Genomic DNA, 17,285 nt, shown 5'->3' with positions numbered 1-17,285 from the left:
GAACCTGATGCGTATCGACCCTAACAAACTTGAACTTGAAGAACGCGTCGTTACCGTTAACCGTGTAGCTAAGGTAGTAAAAGGTGGACGTCGTTTCCGCTTTGCTGCAGTAGTTGTAGTTGGTGACAAAAACGGTCACGTTGGATTCGGTACTGGTAAAGCCCAAGAGGTACCAGAAGCGATCCGTAAGGCGATTGAAGATGCTAAGAAGAACTTAGTAACTGTACCGATCGTAAAAACAACAATTCCTCACCAAGTAATTGGACGCTTTGGAGCAGGTAACGTACTTCTTAAACCTGCATCTGAAGGTACTGGGGTAATTGCTGGTGGACCTGTACGTGCAGTATTGGAGCTTGCTGGTGTAGGTGACATCCTTTCTAAGTCACTTGGATCTAACAACCCAATCAACATGGTTCGTGCAACTATCGAAGGTTTGAAAAATTTAAAGCGTGCTGAAGACGTTGCGAAACTTCGCGGTAAATCAGTACAAGAGCTTTTAGGTTAAGGAGGGAACTTTAGATGGCTAAGAAATTAGAAATCACCCTCACTCGTAGTGTTATCGGCCGTCCTGAAAACCAACGTATCGTTGTTAAGACACTTGGTTTGCGCAAAATGCACCAGACGGTTGTACACGAAGATAACGCGGCTATCCGCGGTATGGTTAACAAGGTGTCTCACCTTTTAACAGTGAAAGAATTAGAAGCTTAATAAGATAAATAAATCATGAGGAGGTGCTCAGATGAAACTTCATGAGTTGAAGCCATCAGAAGGATCCCGTAAAGTTCGCAACCGTTTAGGTCGCGGTATCGGATCAGGCAATGGTAAAACAAGTGGTCGTGGTCATAAAGGTCAAAACTCTCGTTCAGGCGGTGGTGTTAGACCTGGATTCGAAGGTGGACAAAATCCACTAGCACGTCGTTTACCGAAACGCGGATTCACAAACCCTACTCGTAAAGAGTATGCAGTTGTAAATCTTGAGAAGCTAGTTCGTTTTGAAGAGGGCACAGTAGTTACTCCGGAACTTCTTATCGAAACAGGAGTAGTTAGCAGTCTTAAAAACGGAATTAAAGTTCTTGGAAATGGCAAGTTAGAAGCTAAGCTTACAGTTAAGGCGCACAAATTCTCTGTTTCTGCTAAAGAAGCAATTGAAGCAGCGGGCGGAACTACTGAGGTGATCTAATGTTCCAGACAATCTCCAACATTATGCGTGTGGGTGATCTGAGAAACAAGATATTGTTTACACTTGCTATGCTGGTAGTGTTCCGTCTAGGAACATTTATCCCAGTACCAGGCGTAAATCGTGATGTACTGAAATTCAGTACGGGCGACAGTGCTAACATTTTTGGTTTTTTGAATACGTTTGGCGGTGGAGCTTTACAGAACTTCTCCATTTTCGCTATGGGTATCATGCCGTATATTACAGCATCGATCATCGTGCAGCTTCTGCAGATGGACGTTGTTCCTAAATTTACGGAGTGGAGTAAGCAAGGTGAAGTTGGGCGTAAGAAATTAGCTCAGTTCACTCGCTATGGAACTATTGTTCTTGGTTTTATCCAGGCAATCGGTATGTCTATCGGTTTTAACAATCTTTTCCCAGGACTTATTCAAAACCCTAGTATGTCTACGTATCTTTTTATCGCGTTAGTTTTAACTGCAGGTACTGCATTCTTAATGTGGTTAGGTGAGCAGATTACCCTTAAGGGGATTGGAAACGGAATTTCAGTTCTGATTTTTGCGGGGATTGCCGCAGCTATTCCTACAGCAGTTAACCAGCTTTTCACAACGCAATTTGAAGGTGGTAACGATCAGTTATTCATGCATATTGTAACGATTGTACTGCTTGCTCTTGCGATTGTACTCATTATTATGGGTGTTATCTTTATTCAACAAGGTGTTCGGAAAATCCCGATTCAGTATGCAAAGCGAGTCGTTGGAACAAAGCCTGTTGGCGGCCAGTCAACTCATCTTCCGATTAAAGTAAACGCAGCAGGTGTTATCCCGGTTATCTTCGCGATTTCCTTGATCATCACGCCAAGAACTGTTGCCGGCTTCTTCGGACAGAATGATGTTACGACTTGGATTATCAACACGTTTGACTACACGAAACCAGTCGGAATGATTATATATGCGCTCCTTATTATCGGATTCTCGTATTTCTATACGTTTATCCAAGTAAATCCGGAGCAAATGGCGGAAAACTTAAAGAAGCAGGGTGGATACATTCCTGGCATTCGTCCAGGAGCTAACACTCAAACTTATATAACAAGAATTCTGTATCGATTAACATTTGTTGGATCTCTTTTCCTGGCTGCAGTTGCAGTCCTGCCAGTTGTCTTTACAGCAATTCCAGGTTTGAACCTTCCGCCAGCCATTCAAATTGGTGGAACAAGCTTGCTGATTGTTGTAGGTGTGGCACTTGACACCATGAAGCAGATTGAGAGTCAGCTGATCAAGCGACACTACAAAGGCTTCATTAAATAAGAGCACGGGAAGATTCATCTTCCCATATGCTCTTGATAAAAGACGATTGTGATTTATGGAGGGATTAGATGTATCTAGTCTTAATGGGATTGCCCGGAGCAGGTAAGGGTACTCAAGCAGAAAGAATTGTTGAGAAATACGGAATACCTCATATCTCTACTGGAGATATGTTCCGAGCAGCAATTAAAGAGGAGACTCCTCTTGGACTTGAGGCAAAATCGTACATGGATGCGGGTAACCTCGTTCCTGACGAAGTTACAATCGGTATCGTACGTGACCGACTTTCTAAAAAGGACTGCGAAAAAGGATTTTTACTAGATGGATTCCCTCGGACAGTTGCCCAAGCGGAAGCACTGGAAGAAATCACAACAGAGCTTGGAAGAACGATTGATTATGTGTTAAACATTTCAGTAGATTCTGATCAGCTTATGCAGCGATTAACAGGTCGTCGGATTTGCCAAACATGCGGAAGCACGTATCATGTAATATTCAACCCGCCAAAGGTTGAAGGAGTATGTGATAAAGACGGCGGTACGCTTATCCAACGTCAAGATGATAATGAAGAGACCGTTCGAAACCGTTTAAATGTAAACATGAAGCAGGCTAAACCACTGCTTGATTTTTATGGTGAAAAAGGTTACCTGAAAAACATGAATGGTGATCAGGATATCGACAAAGTCTTTCAAGACATTGACCAACTTATTGGGGGATTGGCGAAATGATAATCTGCAAAACACCGCGAGAGATTGAAATCATGCGGGAGGCAGGTCGCATTGTTGCCTTAACTCATCAAGAGTTAAAAAAACACATTAAGCCTGGCATAACTACTAAGGAACTGGATAAAATTGCTGATACGTTTATCCGCAGCCAAGGTGCAATTCCTTCATTTAAAAACTATAATGGTTTTAGTGGAAGCATCTGTGCTTCTGTAAATGAAGAACTTGTGCACGGAATTCCAGGTAAACGCGTACTCAACCATGGCGACATTATCTCTATAGATATTGGGGCGAAGTACAAAGGATACCACGGTGACTCCGCTTGGACGTATGGAGTTGGCGAGATTTCAGATGAAGCTCAAAAACTTCTGGATGTAACGGAAGAGTCTTTGTATAAAGGACTCGAAAAAGCAAAAGCCGGTGCCCGGTTAACTGACATTTCTCATGAGATACAAAAGTATGCTGAGGGTGAAGGGTTTTCTGTTGTTCGCGAATATGTCGGACACGGAATAGGCCAGGACTTACATGAGGACCCGCAAATTCCTCATTATGGACCGCCTGGTAAAGGGCCGGTGCTGAAAAAGGGCATGGTTCTAGCAATAGAGCCTATGATTAATGCGGGAACTCGCTATGTTCGAACATTATCCGATAACTGGACGGTTGTCACAACGGATGGCAAATGGTGTGCTCATTTCGAACACACGGTTGTCATTACGGAAGAAGGCTTTGAAATCTTAACAAAGATCTAAGTGAAGGTGATGAAATGGTAAGCGAATCTGATTCGGTACCGAGCATAGGTCAACTGGTTCGGATACTAAAAGGAAGAGACGCAGATCGGTTAGGTGTGATTGTCGGTATTCTCGATGGACGTTTCGTCCTCGTAGCAGATGGTGACAAGAGAAAGTTTGATCGAGCCAAGCGTAAGAACCTAAACCACTTAGAGCTGCTGGATTTTACTTCTCCGGAAGTTGTTAAAAGCATTCTTGAAACAGGTCGTGTAACCAATGGCAAATTGCGTTATGCAGTAGCGAAGTTTTCCGACGAGAAAGTCATTGCTCTGAAGAAGGGAGATCAAGTCGATGGCTAAAGATGATGTTATTGAGGTCGAAGGTACAGTAATTGAACCTCTTCCGAACGCCATGTTTCGTGTTGAACTAGAAAACGGACACAAAGTTCTAGCGCACGTTTCTGGAAAGATTCGTATGCACTACATTCGAATTCTTCCAGGGGATAAAGTAACCGTAGAATTGTCTCCGTATGACTTATCACGTGGTCGTATAACGTATCGTTTTAAATAATCAATGTACTCCGTGACATAAGGAGGTTATAAACAATGAAGGTAAGACCATCAGTCAAGCCAATATGTGAAAAATGTAAAGTGATTCGCCGCAGAGGCACTGTAATGGTGATCTGTGAAAACCCGAAACATAAACAAAAACAAGGTTAATATACAGGAGGTGCAAAAATTATGGCACGTGTTGCAGGTGTAGATATTCCTCGTGATAAGCGAGTAGTAATCTCTTTAACATACATCTTCGGTATCGGTAAAACAAAAGCACAGCAAATTCTTGCTGGAGCTGGAGTTTCTGAAGATACACGCGTTCGTGATCTTACTGAAGATGAATTAAATAAAATCCGCGAAGTCATCGATGGACACAAAGTGGAAGGTGACCTTCGTCGTGAAGTATCACTAAACATCAAGCGTCTAATCGAGATCGGAGCATATCGTGGTGTTCGTCATCGTCGTGGATTACCAGTACGTGGTCAAAACACGAAGAACAACTCCCGTACTCGTAAAGGACCTCGTCGTACAGTAGCGAATAAGAAAAAGTAAGTAAAGGAGGTAAACTCTAAATGGCAAAAGCACGTAAGACTAATACACGTAAACGTCGTGTCAAAAAGAATGTTGAAGTCGGCGTAGCACATATCCGTTCTACATTCAACAACACGATCATTACGATCACTGACACGCACGGGAACGCAATCTCTTGGGCGACTGCTGGTCACCTAGGATTTAAAGGTTCTCGTAAGTCTACTCCGTTCGCAGCACAAATGGCAGCTGAAACAGCTGGTAAAACTGCAATGGAACATGGTATGAAAACGTTGGAAGTATCCGTTAAAGGACCTGGTGCTGGACGTGAAGCAGCAATCCGTGCCCTTCAAGCGGTAGGCTTAGAAGTAACAGCTATTCGTGACGTTACTCCTGTACCTCACAACGGTTGCCGCCCGCCAAAACGCCGTCGCGTGTAACAATATACACGGTATATATTTCTATAACTTGTCTATAATGGTTATAGTGAAAGTTTTGGTAAATGATAAGTCGGAATGCCTATGGGGAATTTCGGCTGGAAATCTCCAGCCGAGATTCGACGTTTGAAGGAGGGTTCAGTTGAATGATCGAAATCGAAAAGCCAAGAATTGAGACGGTTGAAATCAGCGACGATGCCACATACGGAAAGTTTGTTGTTGAACCACTTGAACGTGGATACGGGACTACACTAGGCAACTCCTTGCGTCGTATCTTGTTGTCCTCACTACCTGGTGCAGCAGTTACATCTATTCAGATCAATGGCGTATTGCATGAGTTCTCTACAGTTGAAGGTGTAGTTGAAGATGTTACAACCATCATCTTAAACTTAAAGAAACTTGCAATGAAGATTTACTCTGATGAAGAGAAGACACTTGAAATCGATGTACAAGGTGACGGTGTTGTAACAGCTGGCGACATTACTCATGACAGCGATGTTGAAGTCCTTAATCCGGATCTTCATATCGCAACACTAGCAAAAGGAGCTCATTTCCAAATGAAGCTTCATGCGAAACGTGGTCGTGGTTATGTACAGGCAGAAGGCAATAAACGCGAAGACCTGCCGATCGGGGTTATTCCTGTTGATTCAATTTACACGCCAATTTCGCGTGTGAACTATCAAGTGGAAAACACTCGTGTAGGACAAGTAACAAACTATGATAAGCTAACGCTTGATGTATGGACAGATGGGAGCATTCGTCCAGAGGAAGCAGTTTCTCTTGGTGCGAAGATCATTAGCGAACATTTAAACATTTTTGTTGGCTTAACAGATCAAGCTCAGAACGCTGAGATTATGGTAGAAAAAGAAGAAGACCAAAAAGAAAAAGTACTTGAGATGACGATCGAAGAACTTGATCTTTCTGTTCGTTCTTATAACTGCCTAAAGCGTGCTGGCATTAATACAGTTCAAGAACTTGCGAATAAGTCTGAAGAAGACATGATGAAAGTACGCAACCTTGGAAAGAAATCTCTTGAAGAAGTTCAAGAGAAACTTGAAGAGCTAGGTCTTTCATTACGCGCTGACGATTAATTCGTAATACGCGCTTTTTCAAGACGAGAGAGAAACGCGCAGAGGAGGGAATACAAGCATGGGATACCAAAAGTTAGGTCGTGTATCTGCGGTTCGTAAAGCAATGCTTCGTGATTTAGCTACTGATTTAATCATCAACGAGCGTATTGAAACTACAGAAGCACGTGCAAAAGAAGTTCGTAAATTTGCTGAGAAAATGATTACGCTTGGTAAGCGTGGAGACCTTCATGCTCGCCGTCAAGCTGCATCGTTCCTTCGTAACGAAGTAGCAGACGCTGAGTCTGGACAAAGATCTCTACAAAAGCTTTTCAGTGATCTTGCACCTCGCTATGCAGAGCGTAACGGTGGTTACACTCGCATCGCAAAAATCGGCCCTCGCCGTGGTGATGGTGCACCAATGGTTATCATTGAATTAGTTTAATAAAACGTATGAAAGGGCGGGATCAAGTCTTCAATGACAATCTTGCCCTTTTTTATTTTTATTGAAAAGCCAAGTAGTAATTGCGAGAGTTGATTTGCGCTCCAGGTGCTCGCTTTCCGCGGGGCAGGCGGTGAGCCCCTTGCCGCTTTGCGCCGTTAAGGGTCTCACCTGACCGCTTGTCCCGCAGGAGTCTCGCACCTTGCGCTCCAATCAACTTTTCAATGAAGGGACAACAAAGTTCTAAAGCAAAACCATTAAAAAAAGTTATTGAAAGTTCAAGCCCATTATTGTTAAAAGTAATTGAGCAGAGAGCAGCTTAGAATGAGCAGCAGTTAAGAGGAGGATGTCACATGGAAAACATCATTACCGTTAAAGATGTGACCTTTTATTATCCGGGAGAAGAGACACCTACGCTTAAAGGTGTAACGTTAGATGTACACAAAGGGGAATGGCTATCGATCGTGGGCCATAACGGCTCTGGGAAGTCCACGTTGGCAAAAATGCTCAACGGGCTGTTGTTGCCTAATGAGGGGGCTGTATATGTCTCACAGTACACGACAGGCCTTCCAGACGACATCTGGGAAATAAGAAGACTTGTCGGGATGGTGTTTCAAAATCCAGATAACCAGTTTGTAGGAACGAGCGTACAAGATGACATCGCGTTTGGCCTGGAGAATTTCGGTGTTCCGCGAGACGAGATGGTAAAGCGTATCAATGAAAGTATAGAGAGAGTGGGAATGGAAGCTTTCTTAAACCAGGAACCTCATCAATTATCCGGTGGGCAGAAGCAACGAGTGGCAATAGCCGGTATATTGGCACAGAAACCTTCTGTTATCGTTTTGGATGAAGCGACATCGATGCTCGATCCGATCGGTCGAATTGAAGTGATCGAGACTGTGCGCGAACTGAATGAAAAAGAGGGCATCACTGTCATTTCTATCACTCATGATTTAGAGGAAGCGCTAAGTGCAGACAGAGTTGTCGTCATGAAAATGGGAGAGAAGGCAGCTGAAGGCGTACCTGAAGACATTTTTCAGCAGCGTGAACTTTTGAAATCGGCCGGTCTGGATTTACCGTTTTCACTAAAGTTAAGTGAGGCTCTTCGCCAACAAGGTGTGGAGCTTGATAAAAGCTATTTAACGCAGGAAGAGCTGGTGAATGCATTATGGAAATTAGCATAAACCGTCTAGAGCATAGATACATGGAGGGAACTCCGTTCGAGAGGCGTGCTCTGCACGATATTAACCTCGACATCGCGGATGGTACTTTCCTTGCTTTGATCGGGCACACTGGCTCTGGAAAGTCTACACTTATTCAACATCTTAACGGGCTATTAAAGCCTTCAGCAGGCTCGATAAAGATGGGCAGTACTGAACTTAAGGCTGGCGGTAAGAAACAAGATTTAAAATCACTTCGAAAAAAAGCCGGTATTGTTTTTCAGTATCCTGAGCATCAGCTTTTTGAAGAAACGGTTGAAAAAGATATCATGTTTGGTCCACGGAATTTTGGTGTGTCAGAAGAAAGCGCGAAGCTAACTGCTACTAAAGTAATTGAGATGGTAGGACTTCCCGAGAGTGTTCTGCAGAAGTCTCCCTTTGACTTAAGCGGTGGCCAGATGCGTCGTGTGGCGATTGCAGGTGTTCTTGCCATGAATCCCGAAGTGCTGATCTTGGACGAGCCTACAGCAGGACTTGATCCAGCTGGGCGTGTTGAGATTATGGAGCTGTTCTATTCCCTGCATGAGAGAAATAACCTCACTACGATACTTGTTACTCACAGTATGGAAGACGCTTCGAGATACGCAGATGAGATTGCTGTGATGCATAAAGGTGAACTGTATCTCCATGGTAAGCCGACTGACATCTTTAGTGAGCGAGAAGCTCTACAGAAAGCCGGATTAGATGTGCCAGAGACCGTTCAATTTTTACAAAAATGGAATGAGAAGTCTGGTTTGAATCTGACATTATCGAAGTTTACAGTGGACGAGCTGGCTAAACAAGTTAGTCAGAGTCTGAAGAAGAGGGGGAATTAATATGCTGCAGAATGTTATTATCGGGCAGTATTACCCAGCTTCCTCTCCCCTTCATCGAATGGATTCCCGCTCGAAGCTCATTGCTGCCTTCTTTTATTTGTTTATCGTCTTTTTGGCGAACAACTGGCTGACTTATGGACTACTGATCGCTTTTACGTTTGTAACGATCAGTTTGTCAAAAGTTCCACTTCGTTTTTTATATAAAGGATTAAAGCCGATTCTTTTACTGGTCGTGTTTACGATGCTTTTGCATATTTTCTTAACAAAAGAAGGCGATTTGCTTTATAAAGCGGGCTTTCTTGAAATTTACGAAGGCGGAGTGATTCAAGGGATATTCATTGCCTTAAGGCTTTTATTACTTGTTATGATGACGTCGCTCTTAACCTTAACAACAACACCGATCGATATTACTGACGGGTTGGAACACTTGTTAGGACCTTTAAAAAAGTGGAAACTTCCTGTTCATGAGTTCGCATTGATGATGTCGATCTCACTCAGGTTTATTCCAACGCTCTTACAAGAGACGGAAAAAATCATGAAAGCGCAGATGGCACGTGGTGCTGATTTCACGAGCGGACCGATCAAAGAACGAGCAAAGGCTTTTGTACCGCTGTTAGTTCCGTTATTCGTCTCGTCGTTTAAGCGGGCTGAAGAACTCGCTCTTGCGATGGAGGCGAGAGGTTATCGTGGTGGTGAAGGCAGAACGCGACTTCGAGCGCTAGAGTGGCATCAACGTGATACGTTTGCACTGCTTTTACTAGCATTGCTGACTCTTGCGCTATTCTTATTACGCAATTAAAAGGAGATTGAACATGGCTCGTATGAAAGTAACCGTAGCTTATGATGGTACTGAGTTTGCCGGATACCAAATACAGCCTAGCGGCAGAACGGTGCAAGGAACGATTCAGGCCGTCCTGCAAAAGATGCACAAAGGGGAACCTGTAGGAATCTATGCCTCAGGACGCACGGATGCGGGTGTTCATGCCATCGGTCAAGTGTTTCATTTTGATACACCTATGGAGATTCCTTCTGAAGCTTGGGGGAAGGCATTGAATGCGATGCTTCCGAATGATATTCTAATAAAAGACGTAGAGTTGGTCAGCGATTCGTTTCATTCTCGTTTCTCTGCAACAGGTAAAGAGTATCATTATAAAATTTTAAGAAGTAAGCAACCAGATGTGTTTCAAAGGAATCAGTTGTTTCATTTTCCCTATTCTTTAAACGTAGAGGATATGAAGCAAGCTGCATCGTTATTTTTAGGTACACATGACTTCACCTCATTTTCATCAGCAAAGTCGGAAGTGGAAGATAAAATTCGAACGATCTTTGCTTTAGATGTTGAGGAAGAAGGTAACGTCCTAACGCTGAAGGTAAGAGGCAGTGGTTTTTTATATAACATGGTTCGCATTCTTGTTGGTACTCTTTTAGAAGTGGGACAAGGAAAGCTCAAACCCCATGAGATCTTAGGAATTATACAAGGCCAAGACCGTGCACTCGCTGGAAAAACAGCTCCAGCAAACGGACTCTATCTCTTTCATGTAGAATATGAAGATAAAACGGAATAATATTTAGGATACGCTTGACATCGTTGTTTATATATTATAAGATATTATTTGGTATTTCTACAGATATCGTCCACATGCCCCGTGTAGATATCTCGGGAAATGTTCACATGAATATAATGAAATTTGATTGAAGATACAGGAGGGAAAACACATGCGTACGACTTTCATGGCGAAAGCTTCTGAAGTAGAACGTAAATGGTTTGTGATCGACGCTGAAGGCAAAACACTTGGACGTCTATCCAGTGAAGTTGCATCTATCCTTCGCGGTAAGCATAAGCCTATTTATACACCACACGTTGACACTGGTGATCACGTAATCATCATCAACGCTGAGAAGATTGAATTAACAGGTAAGAAATTAACAGACAAAATTTACTACCGCCACACTGGTCACCCAGGTGGACTGCGTACGAGAACTGCATTAGAAATGCGTACAACTCGTCCAGTTCAAATGCTTGAACTAGCAATCAAAGGTATGCTTCCAAAGAACAGCCTTGGTCGCCAAATGTTCAAAAAGCTTCACGTTTACGCTGGAGCTGAGCACAACAACCAAGCACAAAAACCTGTAAACTACGAGTTACGCGGATAAAAAGGAGGGTATTTACGTGGCACAAGTACAATATTATGGCACTGGACGTCGTAAGCACTCCGTAGCGCGTGTACGATTAGTTCCTGGTGAAGGCCGTATCGTAATTAACGGACGTGACATTGACGAATTTTTCGGATTAGAAACTTTAAAGCTTATCGTTAAGCAACCACTTAACACAACTGAAACAACTGACAAGTATGACGTATTAGTTACTGTTCATGGCGGTGGATACACTGGACAAGCAGGAGCTATCCGTCACGGTATCTCTCGTGCGCTTCTTGAAGCAGATCCTGAGTACCGCGGTTCTCTTAAAGCAGCTGGATTCCTTACTCGTGACGCTCGTATGAAAGAGCGTAAGAAGTACGGACTTAAAGGCGCTCGTCGTGCACCTCAGTTCTCAAAACGTTAATTTCTATTACGTTTTTCAAAACCCTGTTCTCTTTTTTAGAGAGCGGGGTTTTTTTATTTGTGAATTGCGTCTAGTTCGAGAAGATTGAGTCTAATTCCAAACCATTAAGCCTAAAATCGTGAAAATTAAGTCTTAACCCAAATAATTAAGTCTAATTTTAAATAATTAAGTCTTAACCGAATAATTAAGTCTAATTTAAAATAATTAAGTCAAAAACGAAAAAATTAAGTCTAACGCAGATCTTATCGTGCCCTGCCTTTTTCCCCTCCATAATGCCATAAAGAGTTATTCCCATCTTTTATGAAGTGTCGTGAAGCCATCTCTGGAGAAAATATAGATATGGAAAACACAACATGATGAAAGGGGAGGTATTAATGGCAATCGTATTAAACAACTTTAAAGAAAAGCAGCGCTTCAAAAAAGAAACGTTCGAGCGGAAAGTACTTCGGGACTTATCCCTTGCTACCATAAAAAAAGAATTTCAGCGTTTGTTTCAACCATTTTTTCAATACTCGCTTCTTTATCAAAATGACATTGAAGATGCGTGCATCGATATGGCAATCGATTCTTATCTCTTAGGTGCAGGCTACAGCCGATTTGCGTATCATGGAGAAACATTAGAAAAGATTAAGGAAAGAGCATATGCAAAACAACAGGCAATCGCAGACGGCCTTTTTGAATATTGGCAGTTCTGGTGCTGGGGAACAGAGATGATGATGGAATCTCTTCATCTTTGCTGTGAGGCATTCGTTCATATTTGGTGGATGGAAGGCTACAAAAACGGTGAAAAACGCTACCGGATGAAGTTGCAATAATCGCTAAACAGTTATAAATTTCTTCTTGTCCCATATACATAGTGATATATGGCTTGTATAGGGGGACAAAACATGAAGAAGTGGGTGAAGGGAGCCGCATTTGCACTTGGATGCGCTGTCCTTATCTTTATTTTCACCTATCATTTTTTAGATGATGATTCGTGGCGCTCGTGGAACATGCCGCTCTCTGGAAAGATTATCGTAATCGACCCAGGCCATGGCGGTGCTGACGGTGGTGCTGTTGGTGATGGAGAAGTTCTTGAAAAAGAGATCGCATTAAACATTTCCATGTTACTTCGAGATTATTTACAAGAAGCGGGAGCGCTTGTCATCATGACACGTGAAACAGACACTGACCTCGCGGACGAAGGTACAAAAAAATTGCGACATCGCAAATGGGAAGATTTAAAAGAGCGAAAAAAAATTATTAACGAAAATCATGCGGACTTATTTATTTCGATTCACTTAAATTCTTTGCCCTCATCTAGGTGGAGAGGCGCACAAGTCTTTTATCATCCCGGCAAAGAAGACGGAGAAGCCGTATCTAAATTTATACAAGACGAAATCAAAAGAAATCTAAATAATACGGATCGGTTTGCAAAATCCATAGAAGGTTTATACTTGCTGCGGACTGCAGAAGTGCCAGGAGCGCTAGTCGAAGTCGGTTTCTTATCCAATCCATCAGAACGAGAGCTGTTAAAAACAGAATCGTACCAAAAAAGTATAGCGGCATCGATCTACCAAGGTATGCTGCGATTTTATACAAATGAAACACCACCAACATCTCCTCTTGATTAGAGGGGGTGTTTCTCTATTTTCATGTGCTGCTTTCCGGGCGAGTAATTTGGAGTGGACAGTAAAAATACCGAAGTGGACAGTAAATATGTAAAAGTGGACAGTATTTCTTTGAAAGTGGACAGTAAATTTCAATAAGTGGACAGTATTTTCATAAAAGACGACAGTAAGTGCTCATACCTCCTTTAGCGAGCTTCCTCGTTTGAGTGAAATTCACACATCTAAAAAAACCGCTTACATGATTGTCGGTAGGGGTTGTGATATACTGAAAAGGAATTTTACAGGTAAAGGATGTGTCTATGTGCTTACAGAAGAAAAAGTCATCGAGCTGTTAGGTCCTATTCAAGACCCTTATTTACATAAAAGCATGGTCGACTCAGGGAGTATACGTGAGTTGAAGATAAAAGAAGGATATGTGGGGCTGAAAATCGGCTTAGCACATACAGGAACGCCTGAACAAATGCAGCTGCAGCAGCAGATCGTTCAAGTTTTGAAAAACGCTGGAGCGGAATCTGTCGGACTTCGTTTCGAAAAAAGAGACGATATTACGGCTGTAAACCCAAGTGAAGCAGCGAACCAAACTGCACCAACTACTCTTCTTTCCGAAAACAGCAAGACTCAATTTATCGCGATCGCTAGTGGTAAAGGCGGCGTAGGGAAATCAACGGTTTCGGTCAACTTAGCTGTTGCTCTTGCGAGACTTGGGAAAAAGGTCGGATTGATCGATGCAGATATTTACGGATTCAGTGTTCCAGATATGATGGGAATTACAGAACGTCCGAAAGTAAAGGGCGACCATATCTTTCCGGTTGAGCGTTTTGATGTAAAAGTAATCTCTATGGCATTTTTCGTGGAGGATAATGCACCTGTAATTTGGCGTGGACCGATGCTTGGGAAGATGCTCATGAATTTCTTCAGCGAAGTAGAATGGGGAGATCTAGACTATGTTCTTCTAGACTTGCCGCCAGGTACAGGTGATGTGGCGCTGGATGTTCATAAGATGCTTCCGAAGTGTAAAGAAGTAATCGTAACAACACCTCATGCTACAGCAGCATTCGTAGCAGCTCGAGCGGGAACGATGGCAATCAAGACAAACCATGAAGTGCTTGGTATCGTTGAGAACATGTCTTACTTCCAAAGCGGATCAACAGGTGAAAAGGAATATGTATTTGGTAAAGACGGCGGAAAGCGTTTAGCAGAAGAGTTAAATGTACCGTTGCTAGGACAAATACCGCTTGGTCAGCCTGAAATAAAAGAAGATGATTTTGCGCCAAGTGTATATGACCAAACACATCCAATCGGTGAACACTACATTCAGATGGCAAAGAAAATTATTGATAAAACAAATTAAAGAAAAAGCCTTCCGGTTGTCGGGAGGCTTTTATTGCGGGCTTGTGGACTCTTCTTGTTGCTCTTGTCCGCCGCCAGATGATGAAGCTTCTTTTCCTTTTTTCGAGATGGACTGATCAATTTCTTCATGAGCCACTTTCTTTAACATCTCTTGAATTTGAGCTTGTACGATTGGACTCTCAAACGTCTCAAGCATCACTTTTTTCATTTCTTTTCTAACTGGCTGTGTATCAACGAGGGATAATAATTTTTCTGCCATTTGCGGGTTCTGCATGATCTTCATCACTTCTGCTTGATACTGAGGATCTTTAATTAGATCCTTCATCAATTTCTCATGTTCTTTTCGCATGCTTTTCGCAAAAGCTACTGAGAACTTCGGATCTTTAAAAAGGGTCTGCCAAAACTTTTGGCCCTTTTCAGAAAGAAGCTGCTTTTCAATCGTCTGTTTGATGACTTCTTGATCAATGAGTATATCTTGTTGAATTTCTTTATCTGATAGAACTTCTTTAATGGCTTTTTTTCCTTCATCTGTCTTCAATAGATCGACAAGCATCTTTTTCGTCGCTTCGTAATCGACCTGTGAACTGCCCTGGGCTTCTTGAGCACAGCCCGAAAGAACAGCAAAAGAGATACAAAAGAGGAAAATGTATATTTTTTTCATTTGAATTCCTCCTCCTTTCAAGTTGAGCTCGATACTTATAGGATTGATTTTTAGCACGTATTTATACTGGTTATTTAAAGGAAAACTGGCAATTTAAAATAGACATTGGTACAATCGTTACGGAGCATGTTAGAGGGGGAAAACACGCGTGAAAATTAGAAGTTGGATCTTTTTATTCTTTACCACATTATTAATTGGGGTTGTCAGTGCAATCACAGTTGGTCTTATATTAAAGTTTCCAGAGGACAGCAGCGCTTTAGAAGTACTTCTATATATTTTTGGACTGATCGGTTTTGGCGCGTTGTTCAGTGTATTTAGTCAGATGGGCTTTTTTGCATATTTAACGGTTCATCGCTTTGGCCTTGGTATTTTTAAAAGTCATCGCCTTTGGAACGGAGTACAACTTGTATTGATAGCGGTCGTACTTTTCGATTTGTTCTATTTACGATATACATCTTTTCACAAGGAAGGCGACAGCCTCGTTAACTACATTCTTATTCCGCTTGCGATTTTAGCTTACGGATTGGTCATTGCATATGTAAAAGTAAAACAAACATCGAGTGTAGCGTTCATCCCAACGCTTTTCTTTATTACAGTCGTAACCATCTTAGAATGGGTGCCGGTGTTAAAAGAAAACAATACCCTTTCACTATGGATGGGCTTTGTTCCGATCATGCTTTGTAACACGTATCAAATTTTAATGCTGCATCGACTGTTGCAGTCAAATCAATCTAAATCATCTAAACAAACAAAGCCCACTGCCTTATAAGGCAGGGGCGTTTTTTCATTCATCAGTTAACTTCTTTACTGTTGGCCTCGGTATTCGCGATCATCTCACTTACACTCACAAATTTAAAGCCATCGTCGCGGAGTTTATCAATAATAGTTGGAAGTGCTTTATGCGTTTGTTTAACAGAATCCGATGCATGAAGCAAGATGATGTCTCCTGCTTTCGTCTCATCAGTAGCAGTTGTAACAATACGATCTACTCCAGGGTTCTTCCAATCTTTCGTGTCGATGCTCCAATGAACTACCGTGTGGTTGAGATCTTCTGAGATGTTCAAGACACGCTCATCAAAATTCCCATTTGGCGGTCGTATGAGAGAAGTCATTTTCCCGGATACTTTTTTAATTTTCTCCTGAGCTAAAAGGATATCCCGCTTGATCTGTTTATCTTCCCAATCTGTATAGCTTTTGTATTGATAACCGAGACTGGCTACTTCATGACCATCTTTTACAATACGTTCGACGATTTCAGGATGACGTTCAGCCCAAGCGGCTGATAGGAAAAAGGTACAGTTTTTTACGCCTTTTTCCTTTAAGACGTCTAAGATCGGTGTGACCCGTTTGTCGCCCCAGCTGATATCAAACGTAAGAGATACTTTGTTTCCTTGGTCTTCTCCCTTATAAATCGCACGGGGTCCATCTTTAGATGAAAACACAGATAGTTGCTGCTGTCCTACAAATGCAAGTGAGGCAGCAAAGAAAGCTGCAAACACAACAACCATGTATTGTTTCATTTTCTTGCCGTTAATAACGAAGAAAAATTTCATAAAACCATCTACCCCCTGTCCATCTTCCTTACAAAATATCTATGATGAAAGGGACAAGATATACCGAAAATTTAGACATTCCTATAAAATATTAACTCTGACTTTTCATGGCCATAATGGTAAAAGAAAAAATAAGAGGGGTGTCGTCTATTGTCTTTGGTAGGGATGCTGTTAAATCATCAAGAGCTTTCTGAGTTTGAATATGTGTTAAAAAAGGAAATGGAAGAACTAAGGGTCGATCTTGAAGACAATAAGATTGATTCCATTGTAAAAACTGTATTAGAAGAGCGGTATCAGATTATTTATCGTTTGTTCTGCAGGTTCGCTAAGCCTTCTGATTGCAGAAGATATTTAAGGCGGAAACAAAGAAATTAACTTTTTTCGAAAAAACTATTGACCATATTATCAAGAAGGTGGTATATTACTTCTTGTCGCTTTTACAGCGGCTGAAACAAACGAAACAAACAAATTAAGAATCACTAAAAAAAGCAGTTGACATCAACTAGCCAACGGTGGTATCTTATAAAAGTCGCCAAAACGAGCGACACACTGAAACACAC

The 17,285-nt window shown here is 42.1% G+C and carries 26 protein-coding genes; 24 read left to right on the top strand and 2 right to left on the bottom strand.

Annotated features, from left to right (window positions below; genetic code table 11):
- Nucleotides 1–4: 4 nt before the first annotated feature.
- From rpsE to IHV12_RS20710, 22 genes are all read left to right on the top strand, one after another.
- Entirely contained in the window at nucleotides 5–505 is a 501-nt protein-coding gene (rpsE, locus tag IHV12_RS20815; protein WP_066237913.1) for a 30S ribosomal protein S5, read from the top strand.
- Nucleotides 506–519: 14 nt separating this feature from the next.
- Nucleotides 520–708, top strand: coding sequence for a 50S ribosomal protein L30 (gene rpmD / locus IHV12_RS20810; RefSeq protein ID WP_066237910.1), 189 nt, complete (start codon nucleotides 520–522; stop codon nucleotides 706–708).
- A 31-nt stretch (nucleotides 709–739) separates the two neighbouring features.
- Nucleotides 740–1,180, top strand: a complete 441-nt coding sequence (rplO, locus tag IHV12_RS20805) for a 50S ribosomal protein L15 (protein ID WP_197134184.1) — start codon at nucleotides 740–742, stop codon at nucleotides 1,178–1,180.
- Nucleotides 1,180–2,481 (top strand): preprotein translocase subunit SecY, encoded by a 1,302-nt coding sequence (gene secY, locus IHV12_RS20800; RefSeq protein ID WP_197134181.1) that lies wholly within the window; start codon nucleotides 1,180–1,182, stop codon nucleotides 2,479–2,481. The genes rplO and secY overlap by 1 nt, the downstream gene beginning before the upstream one ends.
- A 68-nt stretch (nucleotides 2,482–2,549) precedes the next feature.
- A complete protein-coding gene (locus IHV12_RS20795) occupies nucleotides 2,550–3,203 on the top strand; it encodes an adenylate kinase (protein ID WP_066390692.1) in 654 nt (217 codons plus the stop codon).
- Nucleotides 3,200–3,946, top strand: a complete 747-nt coding sequence (gene map, locus IHV12_RS20790) for a type I methionyl aminopeptidase (protein WP_197134178.1) — start codon at nucleotides 3,200–3,202, stop codon at nucleotides 3,944–3,946. The genes IHV12_RS20795 and map overlap by 4 nt, the downstream gene beginning before the upstream one ends.
- Before the next feature lie 14 nt (nucleotides 3,947–3,960).
- The gene (locus tag IHV12_RS20785) at nucleotides 3,961–4,284 is read left to right on the top strand and encodes a KOW domain-containing RNA-binding protein (protein WP_137792243.1); all 324 of its coding nucleotides are present in this window, start codon (nucleotides 3,961–3,963) and stop codon (nucleotides 4,282–4,284) included.
- On the top strand, nucleotides 4,277–4,495 hold the full coding sequence (gene infA, locus IHV12_RS20780; RefSeq protein ID WP_066237890.1) for a translation initiation factor IF-1: 219 nt from the start codon (nucleotides 4,277–4,279) through the stop codon (nucleotides 4,493–4,495). The genes IHV12_RS20785 and infA overlap by 8 nt, the downstream gene beginning before the upstream one ends.
- A gap of 35 nt (nucleotides 4,496–4,530) precedes the next feature.
- Nucleotides 4,531–4,644: a 50S ribosomal protein L36 gene (rpmJ, locus tag IHV12_RS20775; RefSeq protein ID WP_007203526.1), complete on the top strand. Its 114-nt coding sequence runs from the start codon at nucleotides 4,531–4,533 to the stop codon at nucleotides 4,642–4,644.
- 21 nt (nucleotides 4,645–4,665) lie between these two features.
- Nucleotides 4,666–5,031, top strand: a complete 366-nt coding sequence (gene rpsM / locus IHV12_RS20770; RefSeq protein WP_066390695.1) for a 30S ribosomal protein S13 — start codon at nucleotides 4,666–4,668, stop codon at nucleotides 5,029–5,031.
- A gap of 20 nt (nucleotides 5,032–5,051) precedes the next feature.
- Complete coding sequence (gene rpsK, locus IHV12_RS20765) at nucleotides 5,052–5,447, top strand: 30S ribosomal protein S11 (protein WP_066237883.1); 396 nt, start codon at nucleotides 5,052–5,054, stop codon at nucleotides 5,445–5,447.
- Between the two features lie 143 nt (nucleotides 5,448–5,590).
- Nucleotides 5,591–6,535 carry a DNA-directed RNA polymerase subunit alpha gene (locus tag IHV12_RS20760; protein WP_066390697.1) on the top strand — a complete coding sequence of 315 codons (945 nt, stop codon included), beginning with the start codon at nucleotides 5,591–5,593 and terminating at the stop codon, nucleotides 6,533–6,535.
- A gap of 58 nt (nucleotides 6,536–6,593) precedes the next feature.
- Entirely contained in the window at nucleotides 6,594–6,956 is a 363-nt protein-coding gene (rplQ, locus tag IHV12_RS20755; RefSeq protein ID WP_066237878.1) for a 50S ribosomal protein L17, read from the top strand.
- A 350-nt stretch (nucleotides 6,957–7,306) separates the two neighbouring features.
- On the top strand, nucleotides 7,307–8,137 hold the full coding sequence (locus tag IHV12_RS20750) for an energy-coupling factor ABC transporter ATP-binding protein (RefSeq protein ID WP_197134175.1): 831 nt from the start codon (nucleotides 7,307–7,309) through the stop codon (nucleotides 8,135–8,137).
- Nucleotides 8,122–8,988: an energy-coupling factor ABC transporter ATP-binding protein gene (locus IHV12_RS20745; protein ID WP_197192140.1), complete on the top strand. Its 867-nt coding sequence runs from the start codon at nucleotides 8,122–8,124 to the stop codon at nucleotides 8,986–8,988. Before IHV12_RS20750 ends, IHV12_RS20745 begins: the two co-directional genes overlap by 16 nt.
- A 1-nt stretch (nucleotide 8,989) precedes the next feature.
- The gene (locus tag IHV12_RS20740) at nucleotides 8,990–9,787 is read left to right on the top strand and encodes an energy-coupling factor transporter transmembrane component T family protein (RefSeq protein ID WP_197134169.1); all 798 of its coding nucleotides are present in this window, start codon (nucleotides 8,990–8,992) and stop codon (nucleotides 9,785–9,787) included.
- 13 nt (nucleotides 9,788–9,800) lie between these two features.
- Entirely contained in the window at nucleotides 9,801–10,553 is a 753-nt protein-coding gene (gene truA / locus IHV12_RS20735; protein ID WP_197192139.1) for a tRNA pseudouridine(38-40) synthase TruA, read from the top strand.
- 151 nt (nucleotides 10,554–10,704) lie between these two features.
- Nucleotides 10,705–11,142, top strand: coding sequence for a 50S ribosomal protein L13 (gene rplM, locus IHV12_RS20730; protein ID WP_137792238.1), 438 nt, complete (start codon nucleotides 10,705–10,707; stop codon nucleotides 11,140–11,142).
- 16 nt (nucleotides 11,143–11,158) lie between these two features.
- Nucleotides 11,159–11,551, top strand: coding sequence for a 30S ribosomal protein S9 (gene rpsI / locus IHV12_RS20725; protein ID WP_066237857.1), 393 nt, complete (start codon nucleotides 11,159–11,161; stop codon nucleotides 11,549–11,551).
- A 374-nt stretch (nucleotides 11,552–11,925) separates the two neighbouring features.
- A complete protein-coding gene (locus IHV12_RS20720; protein WP_197134163.1) occupies nucleotides 11,926–12,366 on the top strand; it encodes a DUF2521 family protein in 441 nt (146 codons plus the stop codon).
- A 72-nt stretch (nucleotides 12,367–12,438) separates the two neighbouring features.
- Nucleotides 12,439–13,164 carry an N-acetylmuramoyl-L-alanine amidase CwlD gene (gene cwlD / locus IHV12_RS20715; RefSeq protein WP_197134160.1) on the top strand — a complete coding sequence of 242 codons (726 nt, stop codon included), beginning with the start codon at nucleotides 12,439–12,441 and terminating at the stop codon, nucleotides 13,162–13,164.
- Between the two features lie 298 nt (nucleotides 13,165–13,462).
- Nucleotides 13,463–14,512 (top strand): P-loop NTPase, encoded by a 1,050-nt coding sequence (locus IHV12_RS20710; protein ID WP_197192138.1) that lies wholly within the window; start codon nucleotides 13,463–13,465, stop codon nucleotides 14,510–14,512.
- 30 nt (nucleotides 14,513–14,542) lie between these two features.
- Here the strand turns inward: IHV12_RS20710 and gerD are convergent, their stop codons facing one another.
- Nucleotides 14,543–15,172, bottom strand: a complete 630-nt coding sequence (gene gerD, locus IHV12_RS20705) for a spore germination lipoprotein GerD (protein WP_197192137.1) — start codon at nucleotides 15,170–15,172, stop codon at nucleotides 14,543–14,545.
- Between the two features lie 148 nt (nucleotides 15,173–15,320).
- Here gerD and IHV12_RS20700 point away from each other — a divergent pair, with 148 nt between their 5' ends.
- Nucleotides 15,321–15,941: a KinB-signaling pathway activation protein gene (locus IHV12_RS20700; RefSeq protein ID WP_197192136.1), complete on the top strand. Its 621-nt coding sequence runs from the start codon at nucleotides 15,321–15,323 to the stop codon at nucleotides 15,939–15,941.
- 22 nt (nucleotides 15,942–15,963) lie between these two features.
- On the opposite strand, the gene pdaB is transcribed toward IHV12_RS20700, so the two are convergent.
- Nucleotides 15,964–16,725 carry a polysaccharide deacetylase family sporulation protein PdaB gene (pdaB, locus tag IHV12_RS20695; protein ID WP_197192135.1) on the bottom strand — a complete coding sequence of 254 codons (762 nt, stop codon included), beginning with the start codon at nucleotides 16,723–16,725 and terminating at the stop codon, nucleotides 15,964–15,966.
- A 150-nt stretch (nucleotides 16,726–16,875) separates the two neighbouring features.
- On the opposite strand from pdaB, the gene IHV12_RS20690 reads away from it, so the two are divergent.
- Nucleotides 16,876–17,100: a hypothetical protein gene (locus tag IHV12_RS20690; RefSeq protein WP_231620827.1), complete on the top strand. Its 225-nt coding sequence runs from the start codon at nucleotides 16,876–16,878 to the stop codon at nucleotides 17,098–17,100.
- The last annotated feature ends 185 nt before the right edge of the window (nucleotides 17,101–17,285 follow it).

The organism is Fictibacillus sp. 7GRE50 (assembly GCF_015903875.1).
Lineage (GTDB): Bacteria > Bacillota > Bacilli > Bacillales > Fictibacillaceae > Fictibacillus > Fictibacillus phosphorivorans.
The sequence above is the reverse complement of the archived record's forward strand: the minus strand, read 5'-3'. Positions and strand labels throughout refer to the sequence as shown.

Coding starts and splice junctions, on each gene's coding strand:
- truA (WP_197192139.1), top strand. CDS start 9,801: ATGGCTCGTATGAAAGTAACCGTAGCTTATGATGGTACTGAGTTTGCC.
- secY (WP_197134181.1), top strand. CDS start 1,180: ATGTTCCAGACAATCTCCAACATTATGCGTGTGGGTGATCTGAGAAAC.
- IHV12_RS20760 (WP_066390697.1), top strand. CDS start 5,591: ATGATCGAAATCGAAAAGCCAAGAATTGAGACGGTTGAAATCAGCGAC.
- rpmD (WP_066237910.1), top strand. CDS start 520: ATGGCTAAGAAATTAGAAATCACCCTCACTCGTAGTGTTATCGGCCGT.
- IHV12_RS20745 (WP_197192140.1), top strand. CDS start 8,122: ATGGAAATTAGCATAAACCGTCTAGAGCATAGATACATGGAGGGAACT.
- rpsK (WP_066237883.1), top strand. CDS start 5,052: ATGGCAAAAGCACGTAAGACTAATACACGTAAACGTCGTGTCAAAAAG.
- infA (WP_066237890.1), top strand. CDS start 4,277: ATGGCTAAAGATGATGTTATTGAGGTCGAAGGTACAGTAATTGAACCT.
- rpmJ (WP_007203526.1), top strand. CDS start 4,531: ATGAAGGTAAGACCATCAGTCAAGCCAATATGTGAAAAATGTAAAGTG.
- rplO (WP_197134184.1), top strand. CDS start 740: ATGAAACTTCATGAGTTGAAGCCATCAGAAGGATCCCGTAAAGTTCGC.
- rplM (WP_137792238.1), top strand. CDS start 10,705: ATGCGTACGACTTTCATGGCGAAAGCTTCTGAAGTAGAACGTAAATGG.
- pdaB (WP_197192135.1), bottom strand. CDS start 16,725: ATGAAATTTTTCTTCGTTATTAACGGCAAGAAAATGAAACAATACATG.
- IHV12_RS20740 (WP_197134169.1), top strand. CDS start 8,990: ATGCTGCAGAATGTTATTATCGGGCAGTATTACCCAGCTTCCTCTCCC.
- rplQ (WP_066237878.1), top strand. CDS start 6,594: ATGGGATACCAAAAGTTAGGTCGTGTATCTGCGGTTCGTAAAGCAATG.
- gerD (WP_197192137.1), bottom strand. CDS start 15,172: ATGAAAAAAATATACATTTTCCTCTTTTGTATCTCTTTTGCTGTTCTT.
- IHV12_RS20785 (WP_137792243.1), top strand. CDS start 3,961: ATGGTAAGCGAATCTGATTCGGTACCGAGCATAGGTCAACTGGTTCGG.
- map (WP_197134178.1), top strand. CDS start 3,200: ATGATAATCTGCAAAACACCGCGAGAGATTGAAATCATGCGGGAGGCA.
- rpsM (WP_066390695.1), top strand. CDS start 4,666: ATGGCACGTGTTGCAGGTGTAGATATTCCTCGTGATAAGCGAGTAGTA.
- IHV12_RS20720 (WP_197134163.1), top strand. CDS start 11,926: ATGGCAATCGTATTAAACAACTTTAAAGAAAAGCAGCGCTTCAAAAAA.
- cwlD (WP_197134160.1), top strand. CDS start 12,439: ATGAAGAAGTGGGTGAAGGGAGCCGCATTTGCACTTGGATGCGCTGTC.
- IHV12_RS20750 (WP_197134175.1), top strand. CDS start 7,307: ATGGAAAACATCATTACCGTTAAAGATGTGACCTTTTATTATCCGGGA.
- IHV12_RS20795 (WP_066390692.1), top strand. CDS start 2,550: ATGTATCTAGTCTTAATGGGATTGCCCGGAGCAGGTAAGGGTACTCAA.